At 48.1% G+C, this 21062-nt stretch carries 15 protein-coding genes; 5 read left to right on the top strand and 10 right to left on the bottom strand.

From position 1 onward, the window contains the following. Nucleotides 1-10: 10 nt before the first annotated feature. Nucleotides 11-2317 carry a pectate lyase-like adhesive domain-containing protein gene (locus tag BLA28_RS21805; protein ID WP_071699457.1) on the top strand — a complete coding sequence of 769 codons (2307 nt, stop codon included), beginning with the start codon at nucleotides 11-13 and terminating at the stop codon, nucleotides 2315-2317. Between the two features lie 169 nt (nucleotides 2318-2486). Here BLA28_RS21805 and BLA28_RS21800 read toward each other — a convergent pair whose 3' ends face one another. From BLA28_RS21800 to BLA28_RS21770, 7 genes are all read right to left on the bottom strand, one after another. Then, on the bottom strand, nucleotides 2487-3137 hold the full coding sequence (locus BLA28_RS21800) for an ABC-2 transporter permease (RefSeq protein WP_044972488.1): 651 nt from the start codon (nucleotides 3135-3137) through the stop codon (nucleotides 2487-2489). Then, entirely contained in the window at nucleotides 3134-3997 is an 864-nt protein-coding gene (locus BLA28_RS21795) for an ABC transporter ATP-binding protein (protein ID WP_071699491.1), read from the bottom strand. Before BLA28_RS21795 ends, BLA28_RS21800 begins: the two co-directional genes overlap by 4 nt. 33 nt (nucleotides 3998-4030) lie before the next feature. Continuing rightward, on the bottom strand, nucleotides 4031-4411 hold the full coding sequence (locus BLA28_RS21790; RefSeq protein ID WP_009254751.1) for a GntR family transcriptional regulator: 381 nt from the start codon (nucleotides 4409-4411) through the stop codon (nucleotides 4031-4033). 204 nt (nucleotides 4412-4615) lie between these two features. After that, on the bottom strand, nucleotides 4616-6037 hold the full coding sequence (locus tag BLA28_RS21785; RefSeq protein ID WP_009254750.1) for a sensor histidine kinase: 1422 nt from the start codon (nucleotides 6035-6037) through the stop codon (nucleotides 4616-4618). A gap of 14 nt (nucleotides 6038-6051) precedes the next feature. Then, complete coding sequence (locus BLA28_RS21780; RefSeq protein WP_044970570.1) at nucleotides 6052-6753, bottom strand: response regulator transcription factor; 702 nt, start codon at nucleotides 6751-6753, stop codon at nucleotides 6052-6054. Nucleotides 6754-6827: 74 nt separating this feature from the next. Next, nucleotides 6828-9206, bottom strand: coding sequence for an endonuclease MutS2 (locus tag BLA28_RS21775; protein ID WP_069423674.1), 2379 nt, complete (start codon nucleotides 9204-9206; stop codon nucleotides 6828-6830). 211 nt (nucleotides 9207-9417) lie between these two features. After that, complete coding sequence (locus BLA28_RS21770) at nucleotides 9418-10248, bottom strand: P-loop NTPase family protein (RefSeq protein ID WP_071699456.1); 831 nt, start codon at nucleotides 10246-10248, stop codon at nucleotides 9418-9420. Between the two features lie 215 nt (nucleotides 10249-10463). Here BLA28_RS21770 and BLA28_RS21765 point away from each other — a divergent pair, with 215 nt between their 5' ends. Next, complete coding sequence (locus BLA28_RS21765; RefSeq protein ID WP_071699455.1) at nucleotides 10464-11411, top strand: hypothetical protein; 948 nt, start codon at nucleotides 10464-10466, stop codon at nucleotides 11409-11411. 194 nt (nucleotides 11412-11605) lie between these two features. Here the strand turns inward: BLA28_RS21765 and BLA28_RS21760 are convergent, their stop codons facing one another. The 3 genes from BLA28_RS21760 to BLA28_RS21750 all read right to left on the bottom strand — a co-directional run bounded on the left by BLA28_RS21760 (nucleotide 11606) and on the right by BLA28_RS21750 (nucleotide 14796). Further along, the gene (locus BLA28_RS21760; RefSeq protein ID WP_069155009.1) at nucleotides 11606-12436 is read right to left on the bottom strand and encodes a carbohydrate ABC transporter permease; all 831 of its coding nucleotides are present in this window, start codon (nucleotides 12434-12436) and stop codon (nucleotides 11606-11608) included. Further along, on the bottom strand, nucleotides 12433-13320 hold the full coding sequence (locus BLA28_RS21755) for a carbohydrate ABC transporter permease (protein WP_044965288.1): 888 nt from the start codon (nucleotides 13318-13320) through the stop codon (nucleotides 12433-12435). Before BLA28_RS21755 ends, BLA28_RS21760 begins: the two co-directional genes overlap by 4 nt. A gap of 120 nt (nucleotides 13321-13440) precedes the next feature. Beyond that, nucleotides 13441-14796 (bottom strand): ABC transporter substrate-binding protein, encoded by a 1356-nt coding sequence (locus BLA28_RS21750; protein ID WP_071699454.1) that lies wholly within the window; start codon nucleotides 14794-14796, stop codon nucleotides 13441-13443. Nucleotides 14797-15154: 358 nt separating this feature from the next. On the opposite strand from BLA28_RS21750, the gene BLA28_RS21745 reads away from it, so the two are divergent. The 3 genes from BLA28_RS21745 to BLA28_RS21735 are packed head-to-tail and all read left to right on the top strand — an operon-like array spanning nucleotide 15155 to nucleotide 20893. Next, nucleotides 15155-16978, top strand: coding sequence for a cache domain-containing sensor histidine kinase (locus BLA28_RS21745; protein ID WP_071699453.1), 1824 nt, complete (start codon nucleotides 15155-15157; stop codon nucleotides 16976-16978). Continuing rightward, a complete protein-coding gene (locus BLA28_RS21740; RefSeq protein ID WP_071699452.1) occupies nucleotides 16959-18386 on the top strand; it encodes a response regulator in 1428 nt (475 codons plus the stop codon). The genes BLA28_RS21745 and BLA28_RS21740 overlap by 20 nt, the downstream gene beginning before the upstream one ends. Further along, nucleotides 18383-20893, top strand: coding sequence for an alpha-L-rhamnosidase (locus BLA28_RS21735; protein ID WP_071699451.1), 2511 nt, complete (start codon nucleotides 18383-18385; stop codon nucleotides 20891-20893). Before BLA28_RS21740 ends, BLA28_RS21735 begins: the two co-directional genes overlap by 4 nt. Nucleotides 20894-21062: the final 169 nt, after the last annotated feature.

Here is a 21062-nt window from a genome sequence, read left to right as displayed (position 1 = left end):
AAGGAGCCCCATGCGCAATAAAACCTTGCAAATACTGCTGATGATCCTGACAGTGCTGGCCCTCGTTTTTCGTGCGGGGCTGCCTGCTTCTGCCACGAACCTTCCGGGAGATTTCAACGTCGTACAGCTCCCGGAGGGGAATGTGCTGCCTGAGAACAGCAACCCGGCTGAGGAGGAACCTGGGAACAGTGATTCACCGCCTTCAGGCGAAATGCCGGGTGAAGCCCCTCCTGAAGAGGAGATGCTCCCGCCGCCGGAATCCTCCGAGAGCGAATTTCCTGCGGAAAATTCAACCGAAGCGCCTGCTGACGACAATTTACTGCCGACGGAAACAGATGGAGAGTCCGGTGAATCAGAGGAAGAACTCACCGAAGCAAATCTGGAAACCGTCGAATCAGAGACGGAATCCGACGGGGAAGCCCTGACTTTTGGACGGATCCTTAACGAAACCACCATTGAAGTTTATACTTATGACGAACTGAAACAGGCTTTGTCCGGCGACAACGGTTACACCACTATCTACCTGGGCGACAACATTACCGCAGACGGAACCGGCATTGACATTCATCCCAATAAGACTGATGTGCTCATCGACGGCGCCCCGCCGGAGGGCGGGCGTTACCGCTTTACCCAATATGCCTCTGCCAATGACAGCACCTCGATCCGGGTACGCAGTGCGGGAATCCAATCAGTCACTCTGCGAAACCTGGATATTCATGGTGCCAATTATTATGGTGTCGTCTGGGTGGCGGATTCCATTTCCGGTATCGCCATAATCCATGAAAATGTGGACTATACCGGTCCCCAGCCGGTTTACAACCGCAGCGGCACTACCCGCCTGGCCGACAGCACTTATACCCTTCGTCCTGTCAGCGGCATGAGCGGCGAAATTGCCGAAACCATGTACGCGGAATTTTCCGGTACGATTCATATCAGCGCCGCTGGCACAAACCATCCCGTCCTTCAGCTGACAAGCAGTGTTTCCACGCTGACTGTTCTTGACGGCGCAGAGGTGACTGTCAACACTGATTACGGATTTTTGGGCACAAACGGCCAGACCCCCGACGTCACGCTGTGCTCCGGCTCTGCCTTCCATCTTACCAGCAGCCGCTATGGCTTTACTGCCGGCGATTACCGGGTTCGACGCTTCCTTGTGGAATCCGATGCGGCTCTCAACATCTGTCAGGACACCAGGGAAAGCCTGGCGGCCCTGCGCATATCCAGCCTGTTTCAAATGGAACCGGGAAGCTCAGCCACCATTGTGCGCACCGGTACGGATGGCATTCCCCTGCGGATGACCAATTCCAATGCCCAGGTGATATGGAACCAGCCCGAGCGGGTTTTCCTTTACAGCTCAGCCGGGGTTCCGCTGCGCTTTACCGGTGCGGGCACGCTTTCCATCCGCACATCGGCTCTGAACCTTTGGCAGTCCACAGGCTGGCCTGTTTCCGGCGGCACAGATGATTTGCCCGACCATATATGGAACAAATCCGACGGCGAAACGCTGGTTATGACAGCTGCCTACGACACTACAATTAAGAGCCTTACTTCCAACCTGACCGGCGATGATCCGGTGGTTTCCGCCCTGGATACCCAAAACTTTAACCTGGAAAAAAATCAGCTTGTCGCCTTGGGTTCCATGACGCTGGATATCGATACGCCTGACAGCCAAAGCCTTGCCCTTTCCGGCCATACTTCCTCCGGTGCGGCATTGTCAGCCGCCTATACCCTGAATGACGGCAAGGATGGGACAACAGACGGAATTGCCGGCGCCTACGGACAGTATTTGCTTCCCGTGACAGGCGGAACGCTGAAGGCGGACAGCGTGGTAACCATTACAGCAAGCGCCAAGGGCATAGCCGTGCGAAAAACAGCTGTTGTGCAGGATTCGGGACAATTCAGGCTTTCCTTTTTATCTGTGCCGGAGCAGCTGCAATTCGGCAGTATACCGGTTCCCGAAATCCACACCCTGGCGGACCCGCAAGGGGATGAATTCGCCCTTACTGTAGGCGACACCCGCCCCAAGCCAACCGGTTGGCGCATAGACGCCAGCCTTATACAGCCATTGACGGCACAGGTGGACGGACTTCCCAGGCGGCTCGACAATGCCGTGGTGTTCCGGAGGGCCGGCAGTGCTCCATTCCCTTTAAATGAAGCGCCTATGACAATTTACCGCCAAACTGGCGGCACGCCGGGAGAACACACGGTACAGTGGAGCGACGGGGAGGGCATTCTGCTTAACCTCTTTCCCGGGGAAATATACAGCGGCGTAAATTATACCACTACCATTCATTGGGAACTAGTAGATGCGCCATAATATAACATCAATACAAGGGGGTGTCGCAAAATCATCATTTTAGATGATTGAGCGGCACCTTCACTCTATGTAAATGAAAAATCAGGAAAGAAACTCGTTTTGTAGGTTTCTTTCCTGATTTTTGCGTACTTTAATGGGGCGTCGGAGTGTATATCATCCGCTGCCGGATTCAGATATCCTGCTTTTGGAAGATATGGCAGCTGATAAGGTACATGGCATATACCCATACAATAACAAGCAGGGGAGAGAGATACAGCAGATTGGTAATAAACTTCTCGGAAAGAGGAATACCAAACATATCGAGCAGTTTATACAGAGCCATGCCAATAGCGGCAGGGGCTGCAAAAGCGGCAATGGAAAGCATTCTTGCTTTTTCCGCACCGAATTTAAAGAGCAAAGGAATTACCAGGCTTCCGAAGAAAATACCGATGACCATGCCTATACCGGCCACTGCCAGGAGTGTAATCCATTCTTCCGGGGAATTGATATGGAAACTCTTGAACACAACTCCTCCTGCAATACCCAGTACAAAACCGGTTACCGCACCAAAGACAGAAAATATAATTAAGGTAAGAAATTTTGCAGTTACCAGATCTTTTTTGGTGATGGGCATAACCAATGCGTATTTTTCCCACTTGGAAATATTGTCAAAAGAAAAAGTTGTCATTATCATCATACTGCACAGCAGGCAGCAGGTAACCTGATAAGCCGCCGTTCCGCCCTGGGGTATCATAAATATGATAAAAAACAGCAGAAGTACAGCCATGGATCGCATATTATGGAGTATGTTATAGATGTCTTTAAGTATTAAGCTTTTCATTTCGCAGCCTCCCCCTTTACATACAGCAGAAGTATATCATCGATGGTGGGATGATCCACAATAACATTCCGATAACGGGCCATTGCCTTATCCCTGTCTGCCACAAGAACATTCCACTGATAATCCTCTTTGCGGTAAGCCAGGATGTCTCCCGGATCAATTCTGTCAAAATCATCCTTGCTGCAGCGCAGAATGCCATAATTATAAATCAGCTCATCCTTGGTTTTGGAAAAAACAATTTTGCCTTCATGGATAAAAGTGACGTAGTCTGCAATCTTTTCCAAATCCGTTGTGATATGAGAGGACATCAGAATGGAATGATTTTCATCCTGGATATAATCCAGAAATATATCCAGGATATCATCTCTCATAACCGGATCCAGCCCGCTGGTGGCCTCATCCAGAATGAGAAGCTTGGAATCATGGGAAAGAGCGTTGGCGATGCACAGCTTCATTTTCATACCTTTGGAAAAGGTTTTGATTTCCTGGTCGGAGGGCAGCTGGAATTTATCCAGATAGTCTTTGTAAACAACCGGATTCCATTGACGGTAGGCCGCTGCGGAAATCTTTCCCACTTTGACGGGAGTAAGCGTTTCGTAAAAATTAATTCCATCGAAAACAACGCCGATATTTTCCTTCAGCTGTCTGGGATTTTTGGAAAGCTCTTCTCCCCAGAAGGTAACGGAGCCTTCATCCCGCTTAATTAAATCCAATATGGCGTTGATAGTGGTGCTCTTGCCTGCGCCATTTTCTCCAATTAACCCCATGATGGTTCCCTGGGGAAGAGTAAAGGAAACATGATCCAGCTTGAAGCCGGGATATTCTTTTGTCAAGTCAGTTATCTGTAATGCGGATACCATATTTTCTCCCATCTGCGCGCAGGGCACGCCATATTATTCTTCTGATTCTTCATAGAACAGTGCCAGTATTTCCTGGAGCTTTTCCAGCGGAATACCGCAGGCACGGGCCGTTTCCACAGCCTCCTGCAAAAATTCCTCTACCTTTCGCTGCTGCTCTTCCTGATAAAAATCTCTGTTTCTTGCGGATACGAAGCTGCCGCGTCCGACAGTTGTTTCGATAAATCCGTCTCTCTGCAGATCCTCATAAGCCTTTTGGACAGTGATAACGCTGATATGCAGTGATTTCGCCAGGGCGCGCATGGAAGGGATAGCATCTCCTGCCTGCAGCTGCCCGTTCATAATCATTGACTTCATCTGCGAGGTTATCTGTTCGTATATAGGCTTGCTTGAATTATTACTGATTATAATTTCCACAAAACCCTCCGGAGTGTTCTATAGTGTACTTGTTGTATAAGTACACTATAGAACACTATGATAATGTTGTCAATACCCCGTTTAAATTTTTTGAAAAACAATATCTGGAAATAAAAAGGACTGCCGGAAACAAAAGCTTGTTCCCGGCAGTCCGGCCTTAAAAAGCGTGGGGCGGGAAAAAATACAATTCCGCCCGGCATTTATTTATTCGTCTTCATCATCTGTGACAGGCAGGCTGAAGATAAATTCAGTGCCTACACCTTCGGTGCTGATAACATTAATATTTTCATTGTGGGCCTGAATGATTTCTCTGGTAATGGACAGGCCCAGGCCGGTACCCTTTTTATCCTTGCCTCGTGAGAGGTCCGTTTTATAAAAGCGATCCCAGATCAGCTTCAGGCTTTCCTTGGGGATGCCGATTCCGCTGTCTTTAATGGAGACAAAAACCTTATTCCTTTTTTCCGTAGTTTCTATTTTAATAACCGAATCAGAGTGGGAAAATTTAATTGCGTTGTCCAGCAGGTTATACAGCACCTGTTGGATTTTTCCCATATCGCCGTTTACAAAAAGCTGTTCGCCGGTGAGCACAAGCTCAATGGCAATGTGCTTTTGCTGGCAGGTGCCTTCAAAAGAAGCGGCGGTATTGCGGATGATGGAGTTGATGTCAAAATCCGTCTTTTCCAGTACCATGCCCCTGGTATTCAGGTTATTCAGGGTAAGCAGGCTGTTGGTGAGCTTGGTGAGGCGCTCCGTTTCGTTCAGGACGATTTTCAGGTATTTTTCATGCAGTTCAGGGGGGATGGTGCCGTCCAGCATGGCTTCCAGATAGCCCTTGATGGAGGTCAGGGGTGAACGGAAGTCATGGGAAACATTGGCAATAAATTTCTTCTGGTTGTCCTCTCCGCGGGCAATTTCACTGGCCATATAGGACAGGGATGCAGCGAGATAACCGATCTCATCTTCGCTGTCCACCTGGAATTCATAATGCAGGTTGCCCGCCGCATACTGTTCCGTGGCCTCGGTAATTTTACGCAGGGGAAGATAAACCATCTCCGTAAAAAAGATGAGGATGATAAGGGACAGCAGGAAAAGGATTACCAGGATAATATAGGAAATGCTGAGCAGGCTTTCACTGGTGGAGCGCAGGGACGCCATAGCCGTGTGTATGACAACATATCCCCGTACCTTGAAATCAGAAGTAATGGGGGCGTAGACGCTTAACATTTCCTTATCAAAGCTGTCGAAAAAGTTACCGATTGTATAATAAGATCCGACTGTTTCCGTAGCGTTAAAGCCCTCCACGATACGGGGATGATCCAAATCCACAGGGGTGTTGGTGTCCATTATCATACGGCCGGAAGGGTTGATGATCCATATGGTGGAATCCAGATAAACAGCCAGGGAATCCAGCTGAATTTTTACCGTTTCCAGGGAAGCTTCGTTATTATACAGATCCGATGCATAAGTATTGGCGATGAGAGTCGCTTCCTTATATAGGGTATCTGCTTTTTCTCTTTTCATATGTTCCAGAGTCATGCTGGAACCAAAGGTGGCAACTACGATGAAGCCGAAAAATCCAAATATCAGGTAGGCCAGCAGGAATTTTAAATAGAGGGTTTTCCTCATTGTTTCACCTCAGTTTATTGCCTTACTTCAAATTTATAACCAATGCCCCAGATCGTAGCAATCCTCCAGGATTCATGATCCTTGATTTTTTCCCGCAGACGCTTGATATGCACGTCAACGGTACGGGTATCGCCAATATACTCATATCCCCAAATCTGATCCAGAAGCTGTTCTCTGGTGAAGACATGGTTGGGAGAAGAGGCCAGGAAATAAAGCAATTCCAGCTCCTTTGGCGGCATTTCCACCGATTTTCCCATATAGACAACCGAATAGTTGGTCTGGTTGACAGTGAGATCCGGATATTCCACGCATTTGATATTGGAAGGCTCCGGAGCGGCTGGGGCTGTTTTATAACGGCGCAGCACCGCTTTTACACGGGCCACAAGTTCCTTGGAATCAAAGGGCTTTTCCATGTAGTCATCGGCGCCCAGCTCAAGGCCCAGCACCTTGTCAAAGATTTCTCCCTTGGCGGAAAGCATGATGATAGGAATGTTGGACTTGCTGCGGACCTCGCGGCATACCTGATAGCCGTCTATGCCGGGAAGCATCAGATCCAGCAGGATCAGGTTGGGAGAAAAGCTGTCCACCGCGGAGAGAGCAGATTCCCCGTCCCCTACGATCATGGTTTCGAAGCATTCCTTTGTCAGATACAGGGAAATCAGTTCTGCGATGTTGTTATCATCGTCCACAATCAAAATTTTCTGTTTATTTACCATGTAAGTTGTCTCCTTTACAATGAGGAAAGAGCATGCCTGAAATACTGCGCAGCGGGGCTCCCGCCATATCAGGCTCAGGATTTGAATTCCACTATGGTGACACCTGCGTCCCCTTCGCCGTATTCCCCAAGGCGGTAGGATTTTACATATTTTACTTTGCGCAGATGGTTCTGTACTGCATTACGAAGGGCGCCGGTTCCCTTTCCGTGCACAATGCGCACGGTGGAAAGATGGGCCAGATAGGCGTCATCCAGGTATTTGTCCAGCACCGACATGGCTTCATCCACCGTTTTCCCCAGCAGGTTGATTTCTGAAGAAATGGAAAGGGATTTGGACATACGTATCTTTCCGGAGCCGGTACGGCCGGCTTTGGCGGTGGCGGACGCATCTTTTTCCTGGATAAGCACCAGATCCCGGATGTTGGTCTGGGTACGGATGATGCCGCATTGTACGAACAGGTTGCCCTTGTTGTCGGGCATGGTGCTTACGGTGCCTTTCAGTCCCATGGAAACAATACGGACGGATTCACCCAGCTTCAGCTGGGAGGGCTTCACGCCGGACTGTGCGGGCTGCTGGTTCTTAACGGCCAGCTTTTCGTTTTTATCGGAAATTTTACCGCGAAGGTTTTCCCTGGCTTTTTCCAGATCCTTCATGGATGCGCCGGGGCCGGCCTTCTGGAAGGCACGAATAGTCTCATCGGCTGTATTTTTGGCATCCTGAAGGATTTCACGGGCCTGTTCATTGGCCTCCCGCAGAATGCGTTCTTTTGCCTGGTCAATTTTTTCCTGTTTGGCTTCCAGCTGCTTTTTGAGGGCTTCCACTTCTCTTTTGTAAGAAGCGATCTCCAGCTGTTCTTTCTCTATTGTAACACGACTCTGCTCCAAATCGGTAAGCAAATCTTCAAAGCTTTTAGCCTCCGCACTGATCTGGGTGCGGGCGGAATTGATAATATCATCGGAAAGGCCCAGCCTTGATGAAATGGCAAAGGCGTTGCTCTTCCCGGGAATGCCGATGAGCAGGCGGTAGGTGGGGCGGAGGGATTCCACATCAAATTCGCAGCAGGCATTTTCCACAAAGGAGGTGGAGAGGGCATATACCTTCAGCTCGCTGTAATGGGTGGTGGCCATGGTACGGATTCCTCTGTCGTGCAGGAAGTTGAGGATGGCGATAGCCAGGGCTGCGCCTTCCGTGGGATCCGTGCCCGCGCCGAGCTCGTCGAAAAGACAGAGGGAATCGGCGTCCGCATTTTTGAGGATGGAAACGATGGAGGTCATGTGAGAAGAGAAGGTACTCAGGCTCTGCTCAATGCTCTGTTCATCGCCGATATCTGCATAAACTTCACGGAAGATGGACAGCTCCGAACGATCCAGGGCGGGAATATGAAGGCCTGCCTGACCCATAAGGCAGAAAAGGCCGGTGGTTTTTAAGGATACTGTTTTACCGCCGGTATTGGGGCCGGTGATTATCAGCAGGTCATAATCCTTTCCCAGCCGGATGTCGATGGGAACGGTTTTTTTCTTATCCAGAAGCGGGTGTCTTGCCCCGCGGATATTTAGGATGTGATCCTCGTTGAAAATCGGTTCCGTTGCGTTCTGCTCCAGGGCGAGGGACGCCTTGGCGAAAATAAAGTCAAGAAGAGTGAGGATTCTCTGGTTTTCCGCGATATCCTCGGTATGCTCAGCTACCTGTGCGCTGAGGGAGGCAAGTACTTTTTCGATTTCTTCCTGTTCCTTGATTTCCAGTTCCCGCATCTGGTTATTCAGATTTACGACAGCGGCAGGCTCGATAAACAGCGTGCTTCCCGTGGAGGACTGATCGTGGATCATGCCGGGTACCTGGCTGCGGTACTCTGCTTTAACCGGAATACAGTAACGGCCGTTCCGGGAAGTGATGAGAGCGTCCTGCAGATAGGAATGCAGGGAGCCGTTCACCATGCCGGAAAGCTGGGAATGGATGCGGTCGGTGGTTATGGACATGCTGCGGCGGACATGCTTCAGCCCGGGGCTTGCGTCGTCCGCGATTTCTTCCTCGGAAAGGATACAGCGGTAAATTTCATTGGAAAGGAGCGTAAGAGGCTCGATGCCCTGGAAAAGGGCGGTAAGGGAGTCCTCAGGCGTGTCTTCCCGATCCTGTCTTCCGTAATTTTTAACACGGGCGGCGTTTTCCAGAAGGCCGGCGATTCTAAGAAGTTCCGGCGCGGAAAGGGTGCTGCCGATTTCCAGGGATTTCAGGCTCATGCCCAGCTCACGGTTGCTGCCGAAGGATATGCTTCCTTTTTTAAACAGGCGGGTGAGGGCGTCCCTGGTCTCCATCTGGGCGGTCTGTATTTCCTCCAAATCCGTCATGGGCACCAGTTCCCGGCACAGTTTGCGCCCGGGATCGGAGGTGGCATGTTCGGTGAGGCGGTTTATGATTTTGTTATATTCAAGAGTGTTTAATACTTTTGCATTCATTTTTCGGGTTTGATACTCCTTTTTGCGATAAACAGGGGCAGCGGCGGTGAAAGGCTGCCGGGTAAATAAAACATGGTCCTTTGGATCCGGTAAAAGGTTTACAATTGATGGATACGGCATTTATCAGGCTATCGACATTATAACATGCAAAGAGAAGATATCCAATAGCAGAAAAAGTGCGGGACCGGTATGAAATGTGACGCTAAGACTGTCAGGGTAAGCAGGATTCTGCTTTTTTCCACAGCGCGTCCCAGTCATAGCTGGAATTTTCAAGGATGTGGGTGCGGATGGGAAGGGCACGGATGATTTCCAATTCGGTTTGCTGCCGTATTTCCAGGGTCCGGATCACGTCATCGAAGCCATTGATGCCGTGTTTTCTGCCGTAAGGTGTATTTTCCATGTATTGGATGAGGGCGTCTATCCAGGAGCCGTATTCGGAGACTCTTTGTTTGGCGACGCGCGTAATGGTTTCCCTTACGTTGGCCTGGGAAAGGTAAAACAGAACAGGGGAAAGCGGCAGAACCGTGCTGATGAGCTCATTGAAATATTGTATCATTGTTTCTGTATCGGCAAGCTGTATGAGCATAAGCTCTGTGACCTGGTTCTGAAGGAAAGCGCATTCGAATATGGTGAGTTCATCCTTTGCTTTTGCCTGTGTGCCGAAGGCGAGCCATCTTTTGTGGATTAGCTCACGGAATTCGGGAAAGGGGATCCGGCTGTCATATACCTCTCTGTCTTCCATGGCTTTATAAAATTCAGGGGTGCCGGTAGTGACGTGGGTATAGGATATGATGGCATATCCGTCTTCTATATGGGTGTTTTTATCAATGTCGGCACGGAATGCAGAGTAAGGGGCGAGGATATTGTCCAGTTCTTCCAGGGGAAGACGGGCATTCCAGGCAAGGTCGGCGGGATGATAATCGCCTTCCGTGTATAAATTCGTTTTTTGGCCGCGGGTGCTGTAGCAGTCGGCAATTTTCTGAGCGAAGGTGGATTTTCCCGAACCGGGAATTCCTTCCACTAATATGAGTTTGGAGTGCATAAAAAATCCTTTCCTGTTTATAGGGAGGGATGCCCGTGGCTTCCCGTTCAGGGGTTCACAGTTATTATAACATATTAATTGTACTGCTTTCCATCATACAAAAAAATAAGATTATGGCTTTCCGGTAATCATTTACACCCCAAATTGTGCCATTTAAGGACAAACTAAGCCAGGGGAAGCAAAATTTGTTATTATTATAAAAAGGTGGTGGTGTGATGAATAATGTTACAAAAAATATTCCATTTCTATTCTTGTTTTTATTTCTGACTTTATCGGGCTGTGGAAACCAGAGTATAAACAGCAATAAAGAAACGAATGTTCCGGAAATATATACGGAATTTAGTGAAACGTATAATGGCGAAGTAAAAATGATGGACGGATTTGAGGGCAAAACGTATTATAGTTATGGCTTATGGGGAGAAAACTCTGAGTACATGCATGATACTACTGTTTATTTGGAAAATAATAAGCTGCGTACTTTTATGTCTTTCACGAATAATATGGGAAAACAGTTTAATTTTACTTTAGTTATTTTTGATAATTATAAGCAGATTGATTTTGAGGTTGATGGAAAATTAATGAGGCAATGTACTGTGAATATTAAAAATAAATCAGATATAAATATTCCCATTACAATATCTTCATTAGAAGAGGGGAAACACGATCTTGTATTTGCTGTTTTCCTGGATACATATATGGAATTGACAGATGAGGAGCGATTACAGACAGGGGGTACTGCGTTAAGGTGTCTGGCTGTTGTTGGTGGTAAGGAAGCTTTCCCTAATAAGTTTACATATCAGGAATTTGATATGATAGAAGCGCGGACAAATGGTATAGTAATTAACAAATTTAACGGAAATGAATACTTCATAGAAGCAGGAAATCTCGATGGAGAGACGGAGAGCAGTGCTATTATTTTTATGGATAATTTTGAGCAGATAAACCTTCTGAATACACAGAGCTATCCCTATGATCTTGTGAGTCTGGAGCACGGAAAAGAAATAATGATATCTTTGGATAAGTATTTGGAATGTATAAGTAAAGATAGTAATCCACACGAAATTACGGCTATTTGTATCAGAAAAGCAGGAATAGACGGGGATATTTATAAGGGCAGTGTGTTTTTTACGCAGAGACTTCTGAGTGATACTTATACTGAATAAACCTTTGAAAGCTTATATTCCAGCTCTTCCTTCTGCCGTTCCTTTGCCGAAGTAACATGATTTTGGGGGGGAGAATTTCCCGCTTTCCGGCTTTTTTATGCATAAAACAGCCATCTTATGTTATAAGACGGCTGTCCGCATCGGAAAGCATATTATGTGGATTACGTCAGGTGCTTTTCGAAGGTCTGGGAACGTCAGCCTTTTACCGCGCCTGCAGTAAGTCCTTTTATGATATGCTTCTGCATACACAAATAAAAGATGACAATAGGCAAAATGGAAACCACGGATAATGTCATGAACCGGGGCCAGTCCACGCTGAATTGGCCTTTCGCCCGGAATACCTCAAGCACTACGGTACCTTTCATTCTGGAATTCAGGAAAATGTTGGGGGCAATGAAGTCATTCCATATCCACATGGTGTTGAAAATGATGGATGTGGCGGTGATGGGCTTCATCAGGGGGAATACGATGCGGAAAAATACCCCGCCTACGCTGCAGCCGTCCACAATGGCCGCTTCCGTCAGCTCTTTGGGTATGGTTCGCATATAACCCACCGCGAGGAAGACCGTCAGTGCCGAGCCATTGCAGTAAAATAAAATCATGCCATGGATGGTGTCGATCAGTTTCAGGGCCTGCATTACCTCAAACAGGGACAGCAAAATCGCCTGGAAAGGCACCAGAAAGCCTATCATCAGATAGACCATAAAAGCATTATTGAGCTTGTTGGCATTAAAAACAATGGGATAAGCCGCCATTTCTCCGATCACTACAATAAGGAGTACGGAGCAGACCGTAATGATTAAGGTGTTGCCAAATGCCCGGTAAATCTGAGCCTGGGAAAAAATATCTTTATAGTTATCGAGAAACAAGGTTTTGGGAAAGGCTACGGGATTAAAGCTCATTTCGGTCATGGGCTTAAAGGTATTAATGACCAGGTAGTAAAAGGGATACAGGAAAATCAGGCATATCGGGATCAATACAAGATCCGAAAGAAACAGTTTTTTTCCCTCTTTTTTCTTTTTCATGAAAGATCCTCCTCCCTTTTGCGCATGGCCATAAACTGTATGCAGGAAATAATCATAACGAGAATGATAAAAATGGTTGCAAGCGCCGTGGATGCGCCGTATTGTTTTTCCGATATTCCGCGCTGTATGATAACCTGGGTTACCGTATAATTGGAAAAGCCCGGCCCGCCTTTTGTAAGGGCATAGGGCAGATCATAGACCTTAAGGCCGTTGGTGAGAAGCAGCAGGGTATTCACGGTAAAGCCCGGCGCCAGCATGGGAATGGTGATTTTGGTAAACTGTTTCCATTTGCTCGCTCCGTCGATACTTGCCGCTTCGTAATATTCCTGGGATATAGCCTGCAGATAGGCAAGATAGACGGTGGCATGCCAGCCGGTGCTGGTCCAGACAGCTACGGCAATAATACACAGCCGCGCACCCCAGCTTGTGGAGGTCCAGCCAATGGGCGACAGGCCCAGGCTTCCCAGAAGGGAATTGGCCGCCCCGGTAGGCAGAGGAGACAGGATATAGCCCCAGATATAACCCAGCAGAAGAGCGCTGACGATGGATGGAAAGAAAAAAATGGCTCTTTCTGCAGATTTCAGCTTGGTTTTTTTGTCCAGAAAAACGGCAAGCGGTATGGAAAGCACGTTAATGAGGATCATGGTGCAGAAGGTATAAAACAGGGTGTTGAACAGAGCCTGCCGCATTACTTCATCCTGAAAGACACCGATAAAATTTTTGAGTCCCACGAAGCGGTATTCGTGATTGACACCATTGAAATCCGTCACGCTGTACATGATTGTTTTCAGCAGCGGAATGATGGTAAACGTGGTGAAGGCTATCAGTGCAGGTAAAAAAAATATTTCATATTGGAATTGTCTGACCAGTTTTTTCTTTTTCATATCCGTCTCGGTTCTCCTGTTCTTCCTGAGCATGGTTAAAACATGCTCACATTTCCGCAAAAGGGAGCGCCTTATTTTATCGCCGGGCTTTTGACCCGGCGATGAACAATTTATAGCACTTTATTCTGCGGAAACCTCGGCCAGCTTGGCGTCCAGTTTGGATGCGGCTTCTTCAGGTGTGATGGTGCCCACCATGCAGTCCTGAAGAGACTGGATATAGGTAAGTCTCAGGGATTCCGTATAGGAAAGCCAGTCGGCCATAGGGATATAATATTTGCCGTCCTTTACCTGGGTAACGGCTTCCGCGATTTCTTCCGGGAATTCAGGGCTGTAGCCATTGGCGATGGTAAATCCGCCGTAGCCTTTGTACTGTGCTTCCAGTCCTTCGGGAGAAGCGGCAAATTCCAGGAATGCCTTTGCCAGTTCTTTATTCTGGCTGGCGGAATTGATACAAAGCCCTACGTTAACAGCGCCGCAGTAATAGGTTTCTTCCGTGCCGGGAACACCCATACATTTATAATTCATATCCGGATTGATGGTATCAATGGTATTCAGGTTCCAGGAGCCGCTGAGAATCATAGCCACCTGGCCGGTAGCGAAGGCGGTAACTATTTCATCGCTGGTAGCCCCTACCATGTCCGCCGTCAGATAACCGTTATCGATGAGGCCTTCTTTCCACATGGCAATAGGAGTGGTCCAGGTATCCTTGAAGGTTGCCTTTCCGTCAAAAATATCCTGTACAATATTCGGGTTCTTGGATTTCACTTCGGAACCGTAAAGAGGAGCCGTGAAGTTGACAGCCGCATCCTGGCAGTTGTCCATGATGGGCTGGATGCCGGCATCCTTCAGGGTCTGGCATACTTCCAGAAGCTCTTCCCAGGTTTTGGGTTCTTCCGTGATACCGGCCTGGTCGAACAGATCTTTATTATAGAAAATACCGCCTACCCAGCAGTCAACAGCGAGGGAATAGGCTTTTCCATCCGCACCATAGGTGGTTTTTACGGAATCGGGAATGGTGCCGTCCGTCATGTAAGGTTCATTGGAAAGATCTTCCACATAAATTCCCTTAATCAAATCTTCTCTGTTTTCCAGAGCCATGTAAAAAATATCCGGGCCTGCGCCGGAATAAAGCAGTGTGGAAAGCTTCTCCACATAATCAGCAACCGGGGGCGAATACTGGAAATCAATGGTCACATTAGGATACTTGGCATTAAACGCTTCAATGACGGGGGCCGCCTTTGTCTCATCGTACCAGGACAAAATGGAAAGGGTTCCGGAAAGGTCCTCTGTCCCCTGATCTGCGCCGGCTGCTTCTGATGCATCTGCCGATTCAACAGCCGCGGACGGTTCCGTCTGTGCCGTACCGGCATCTCCTGCTGCCGGGGTATTGTCTGCGGATGAACTTCCCCCACATCCTGCCAGTACGCTGCCCATCATGGCAGCAGTCAAAACCAGCGATACTAATTTTTTCTTCATACCTCTTCCTCCTTGTTTTGCGGAGCAAAATGTGAGCCCTCTGGTGAACAGAGGAATTTTCCTCCTTGTTTTGCGGAGCAAAATGTGAACCCTCTGGTGAGCAGAGGAATTTTCCTCCTTCTCATAACCTGCGAAAATATTTTGGCCCCGCTGTTTGTATTTCAATCATAGCAGGAGCAAAACACTCCTGAAATATAATCTGTTGCCAAATTATTGTAATCTGTTGCACTATTACCAAAATTCATTGATGGGACAGATTTGTTTTGTTACACTTTGATATATCCAATACAGCCCGGGTATGGAAAACTTGATTTTCCATGTCTGTAAGCCAGGAAGTGCCAGAGGGGAAGGCTAACCAATGAATACATTTGCAAAGTTAAAAAAGTCCCTGTCCGCCCGGATTCTTGTTTTATATCTCGTCTTTAATGCCGTACTCATGGTGGTGTTCGGCGGATTCATCACCCTGTATTCCACTCAGATTGTGGAACGGGAGGTCATTCATTATACGGAAAAGATTCTGGAGCAGGCGGCTTTATCTATGAATACCAATATAAATGATATTACCACCCGTATCGTATCTTTTGTTTCCTATAATAAAGAAATTGCGACGGCGCTGAGTAATCCGGATATGACGATTGCGGACAGGCTGAAACTGGATCGTACCTTAAGCTCCCTTCTGAAGCGCACGGATATGTTTAACAGCATTGTCCAGGATGTTTTCATCATCGGAACAAACGGCTATGTCTGCAACATAGCGGATCGTTCCGATCTGATCAGCGACTATCCCTATATGGAGCAGGAATGGTACCAACAGGCCATAGACGTGAGCGGAAATATTTATATGCATACCATAGGCCTTCATGCCCAGGATTATTATAATCCCAGAGTCGCTCCCTATGCGTCAGGGGTGGATACTTTTTCCATGTCCCTGGCTATCACCAATTCCAAACGAAATGTGGTGGGCGCGGTTATCTGCAATATTAATATAAAGGAGCTGGGAAAAACTCTCATGTCCAGCAATTATGAAAAGAGCGGGAAAATTGCCCTGCTGGATAAGGAAAACCAGATTGTGAGCCAGAGCGATAACTCGGATATCGGCTCCTTCCTTCCCCTGACGGAGGATACCCGCAGAATCCTGGAGGAAAGCGAGATGGGTTCCTTTAAAGATTACATCGGGGAGGAAATGTACCTCATAAATTTCCAGACAACCTCTGTAGGCTGGAAGCTGCTCTCCTATGTTCCGCTGAGGGAAATCCGTTCCCATACCTGGCCGGTTTCCCGGCTGTTTATCATTGCGCTGATTGTATGCCTTGTTGTGAACGTGATGATCTCTGTCAGCATATCCCGTTCCATCCACCGTCCGGTGAAAAAACTGACGGATGATGTGCGAAACGTGGATTTTGATGATTTGAAGCTGGCAAATACAGATTATCAATATTCCGAACTGAATCAGATAGCGGAAAAATTCGATGATCTGCTGATAAGGCTTGAACAACTGATTAAGAATGATTATAAATCCCAGATCATGCTGAATAAGTTCCGGCTGTATTCTCTCCGCTCCCAGATCAATCCCCATTTTCTGATGAATACCCTGCAGCTGCTGCAGACTGAGATCGTCTATGGAAATATTGAGGTATCCAATGGAATTGTGGTTTCCCTGAGCAGACTGCTCCGCTATACCCTTTACAATTATGAAAAGGAAGTACGGGTTACGGAGGAACTGAAATATATCAGGGAATATCTGTCTCTCTTTATCCGTAAATTTGACGGAGCGCTTTCGGTCCGGTATGAAGTGGATGAAAAGGCAGAGGATTATTATATGCCAAAGCTCCTTCTTCAGCCGGTGGTGGAGAATTGTATCGAACATGGTTTTTCCAATAATCCCTCCGACGGAATGATCGTCATAAGCGCCGTTCTGGAGGGAGACCGTATCCGCTTTACGGTTTCTGATAACGGGGCAGGGATGACCACGGAGGAAATGGCCCAGGTGACAGCGAATCTGTCCAAGGCGGATATTGATGATGCGGACATTGGAATACGGAATATCCATCAGAGGATCCGAAGCTGCTACGGAGGGGATTATGGGGTGGAGATCAGCAGTGAAGACGGTAACGGATGCCGGATTTCCATGACAATACCTTTGATCAGGGAGGGGAGTATCGATGAAACTGCTCATAGTTGATGACCAGAATTCCGTGCATATGTTTCTGGATAAAATGCTGGAAAGCCATACGGTGGGAATATCGGGTGTTTTTCATGCGTATAACGGCAAAGAAGCATTAGTGCTGCTGGAACGGGAGAAGCCGGACATTATGCTGCTGGATGTGAAGATGCCGGTTATGGACGGCCTGGAAACACTGAGGCAGATCAATGCCGCAGGAATACAGGTGAGGACAATAATCCTCAGCGCATATAATGAGTTTGAATATGCAAGAAAGGCCCTTCTTTTTCACGTGAAGGATTATCTGCTCAAGCCCATTGACTGGGAGGAATTGTCGGATAAACTAAGGATGCTTATCTGCCAGGCCCGGGAGGATGCTGTCTCTGCCATACAGGAAAGGGTCGGGGATTATCTGAACGGGCAAAAAGTAGCATCCCGGGATTTTGCTTTATCTTTTGAAAAGCTGGATATAAAAGGCTATGGTTTCCTCTGCTCCCGTTCCGGGGAAGGAATAAAGCTTCCTGATGAAATTCCCGCCCAAATGATATGCGCCTGTTCATCAGAGGATCTGAATATGAGCCTTATCCGGACGGAAGACAGCGGTGTCTGGGATGCGCTGCGGGAACATTTCTGCAGGGAGGACGCGCTTTTCATTGGCTTCAGTCTTTATCAGGAAAGGCCGGAACAGGCTCCGGAAGCCATGCGGCAGTCGATAGAGGCATTAAAACAGGGCTTTTATGAACCGGGAACCTATCGGTATGAGCCGGATGTTTTTTCTCAAACCTCTTCCCAGCTGGAGATGGAACTTGCCGGACGGATCCAGGATGCCTATCTGAACGGGGATGTGCAGAACGTGAAGCTTCTTGTGGAACGTCTCTTCACTTTGTTCAGGAGAACGAAGACACCGCCTCAGTATGTACAGGAGTTCTGCTACAGCTTTCTGCTTCATCTGAACAAGGACTTTATTACCACCTTTAAGCAGCTGAAGGGGAGTTCCTTTACCTCGGAATTCAACTATTATGACGCTGCCAGCCTGAAAAACGCCTTATTGCGTATGATCATCAATATGCAATGTGATTTTGAACCGGAGGAGGCCAGTACGGATTCTGATGTGGTCTGCCGGATAAAGCAATATATTGACCTGCATTATAATCAGGATCTTTCTCTGGAAACCATGTCAAAGCACTTTTTTATCGGAAAATACCAGATCAGCCGTATTTTTAAGAAAAAATTTGAAATTAACTACAGTGATTATATTCTGAAGGTAAGGATGGAGAATGCGGCGCTTCTTCTGACTGCCACTTCCTGCAAATTATATGAAATAGCCCATAAAACCGGTTTTGAAGAAACCAGCTATTTCAGCAATGTATTTAAGAAGTATTATGGCGTCACACCCAATGAATACAGAAAAATGGAGGAATCATCATGAAATGGAAATTGTTATGTGAAGGGCTTGAAAACCCGGCTGGAATCGACACGCCCACACCGGAGCTGAGCTGGTATGGCCCGGAGGAGGGAATCGGCCAGACCGCCTGCAGAATCCGGCTGTGGAAGAAGGGGATTCCCTCCTGGGACAGCGGATGGCTGGATACGGCGGATTCCCGGTATCAGCTTTCGGCCGATCTGGAAGAAAAATGCGGCTATAGCTGGCAGGTTACCGTGAAAAAAGGGAATGGGGAGGAGGAAAGCAGTGAAGAGGCGGCTTTTTCTACAGGAATCTTTGAAGGGGGACGATGGGATGCATCCTTTATTACCGGAGGAACCTTACTGAGGAAAGAAGTGGAAATCGATGGGGATATTGCTTCTGCTTTCCTGTCGTTTACCGGTCTGGGCTACTGTGAAGCTTATGTGAACGGCAGGCGGGTGGGACGGGATGTTCTGTTCCCTTCCTATACGGTTTATGAAAAAACGGTGGAATATACCGTGAAGGATGTTACCGCCATGCTGAAAAAAGGACGGAATGTGATAGGCCTCATGCTGGGAGGGCATTGGGATCTGGACGAAAAGCTTCATGCAAAGGATGTATACAGTCAGGCTTTCTATCGCGGTCAGTGTATGGGAATATGTCAGCTGGATCTGGAAATGGGAGACGGCAGCAGGACGGTTGTGGGAAGTGATGCATCCTGGCAGGTTTCCCGTTCTCCAATTACCTTTTCCAGTGTGTTTGACGGAGAGCATTATGATGCCAGGCTGGAACAGCCGGGATGGTGTACGGCAGAATTCGACGATTCCGGCTGGAGCCGGGCTTCGGTATGCAGTCCGGGAACGGGAACTCTGCGTTACTCCTATATTCCCCCCATCCGCGTGACAGAGGAGATTTCCGTAAAAACTGTGTGTGAAAAAGACGGGGATTATATCCTGGATTTCGGACAGAACTTTGCGGGCTGGATCCGGCTGTGGGCAGAGGAAGAATCGGGCAGGGAAATCCGGATCCGGTATGGGGAAACGCTGTATGAGGATGGTACCGTGAACACGGAGAATCTGCGGAATGCCAAAGCGACGGATGTGTATATCTGTAAAGGAAACGGAAGGGAATGCTATGAACCGCGCTTTACCTATCACGGTTTCCGGTTTGTACAGATCTCCGGTCTGTCAGAGCTTACGGCAGAGGATGTGACCGGCCGGGCAGTACATACCGATAACACGCGCATTGCAGGCTTTTCCTGCTCCAATGAGGATTTTAACAGGATTTACCGGGCCATGGTCTGGACTATGCGCAGCAATATGCATTCCATCCCCACCGACTGCTGTCAGAGGGATGAACGGCAGGGATGGCTTGCGGATGCAGGTGTTTCTTCGGAATTCGGCGTCCTGAATTTTGATTTGCAGCATTTTTACCGGAAGTGGTTTCAGGATATCCGGGATACACAGCTGTCCGACGGTTCCCTGCCCCTTGCGGGTGCGCCGGGATGGCCGAGAGATACTTTTATCTGGAAAATCGGTTACCATATGACACTGCGCAGTCTGTATTTGTATACCGGAGACAGACGTACGGTTACGGATAATTACGGAGCATTGAAAAAATATGAGTCTTATATGCATTCCACGCTAGTGGACGGATTGATTCCGTATGATTTTTATAATGACTGGCTCGCCATTGAATTTGCTGATAACCTTATGATCGCCAACTCTTATTTTGTGGATTTTTATAACGCCATGATTTTATTTGCAGAAGTGGCCGGTGATGAGGAAGGTCTTTCTCTGTTTCAGAAACGCAGAGAGGAGCTTGTTGATAAAATGAATGAGAAATTTTATGGCTGGTGCCTGGACAGCCCTCTGGGAACCGGATATTACGGAACCTGTGATACCATGGCAGCAGCTCCGGAGGCCATGGCGCTGGAATATGGGATTGTTCCGGAGAAGCTTCAGGAAAAGGTGGAGGATGTGCTTTTGTGGCAGCTGACCAAATCCAGGGGAAGCATACAGTTTCCTACAGGAATTCTGACGTCAGGGATTCTGGTGGACTGCCTGGCGCACAGAGGACATGATGAGGTGGCTTACCGGCTCCTTGACAGAGAAGATTACCCGTCGCTGCGCTTCATGCTTTCCCATGGGGCCACGACCATTTGGGAAAGATGGCAGTATCTGGTGGGAAATGAAATGAATTCCCATAACCATCCGGCCCTGTGTTCCCTGGGAGCATGGTTTTTCAAGTCCCTTTGCGGACTGCGGCAGATACGGCCAATGAAAGACGGGACGGCGGAAGTGAAGCTCCGGCCTTTTATACCGGAGGACATGGAAAATGCAGGAATGGAATTCCGGACGCATTGGGGAGTGATACGGCTGGAATGGGTTAAAAAGGACCGAAAAGTGGAATATCTTGTGAAGCTGCCTGAGAGAATCCGTGGAACCGTGGTGCTTCCCGGCGGAGAGGAAACAGAGGTTTGTGCGGGGGAAAAAGTGTTTATGTGGGAGTATGACAAAGAACGTTCCTAAATGTACCATTCAGCAGATTAATAGCATAAGATGAGCAGAGGCTCCATATTAAGGCCATACGGCAAAACGCCCGGATGGCCTTTTGCAGTGCGCCCGGCGGCGCACGTTTCTAACCGGTGCAAGTCCGGAATCCGCCCGGTAGTGGGAAGGATATAGCCGAAAGCAAGGG

It is taken from the genome of Eisenbergiella tayi (assembly GCF_001881565.1).
GTDB lineage: Bacteria > Bacillota > Clostridia > Lachnospirales > Lachnospiraceae > Eisenbergiella > Eisenbergiella tayi.
The sequence above is the reverse complement of the archived record's forward strand: the minus strand, read 5'-3'. Positions and strand labels throughout refer to the sequence as shown.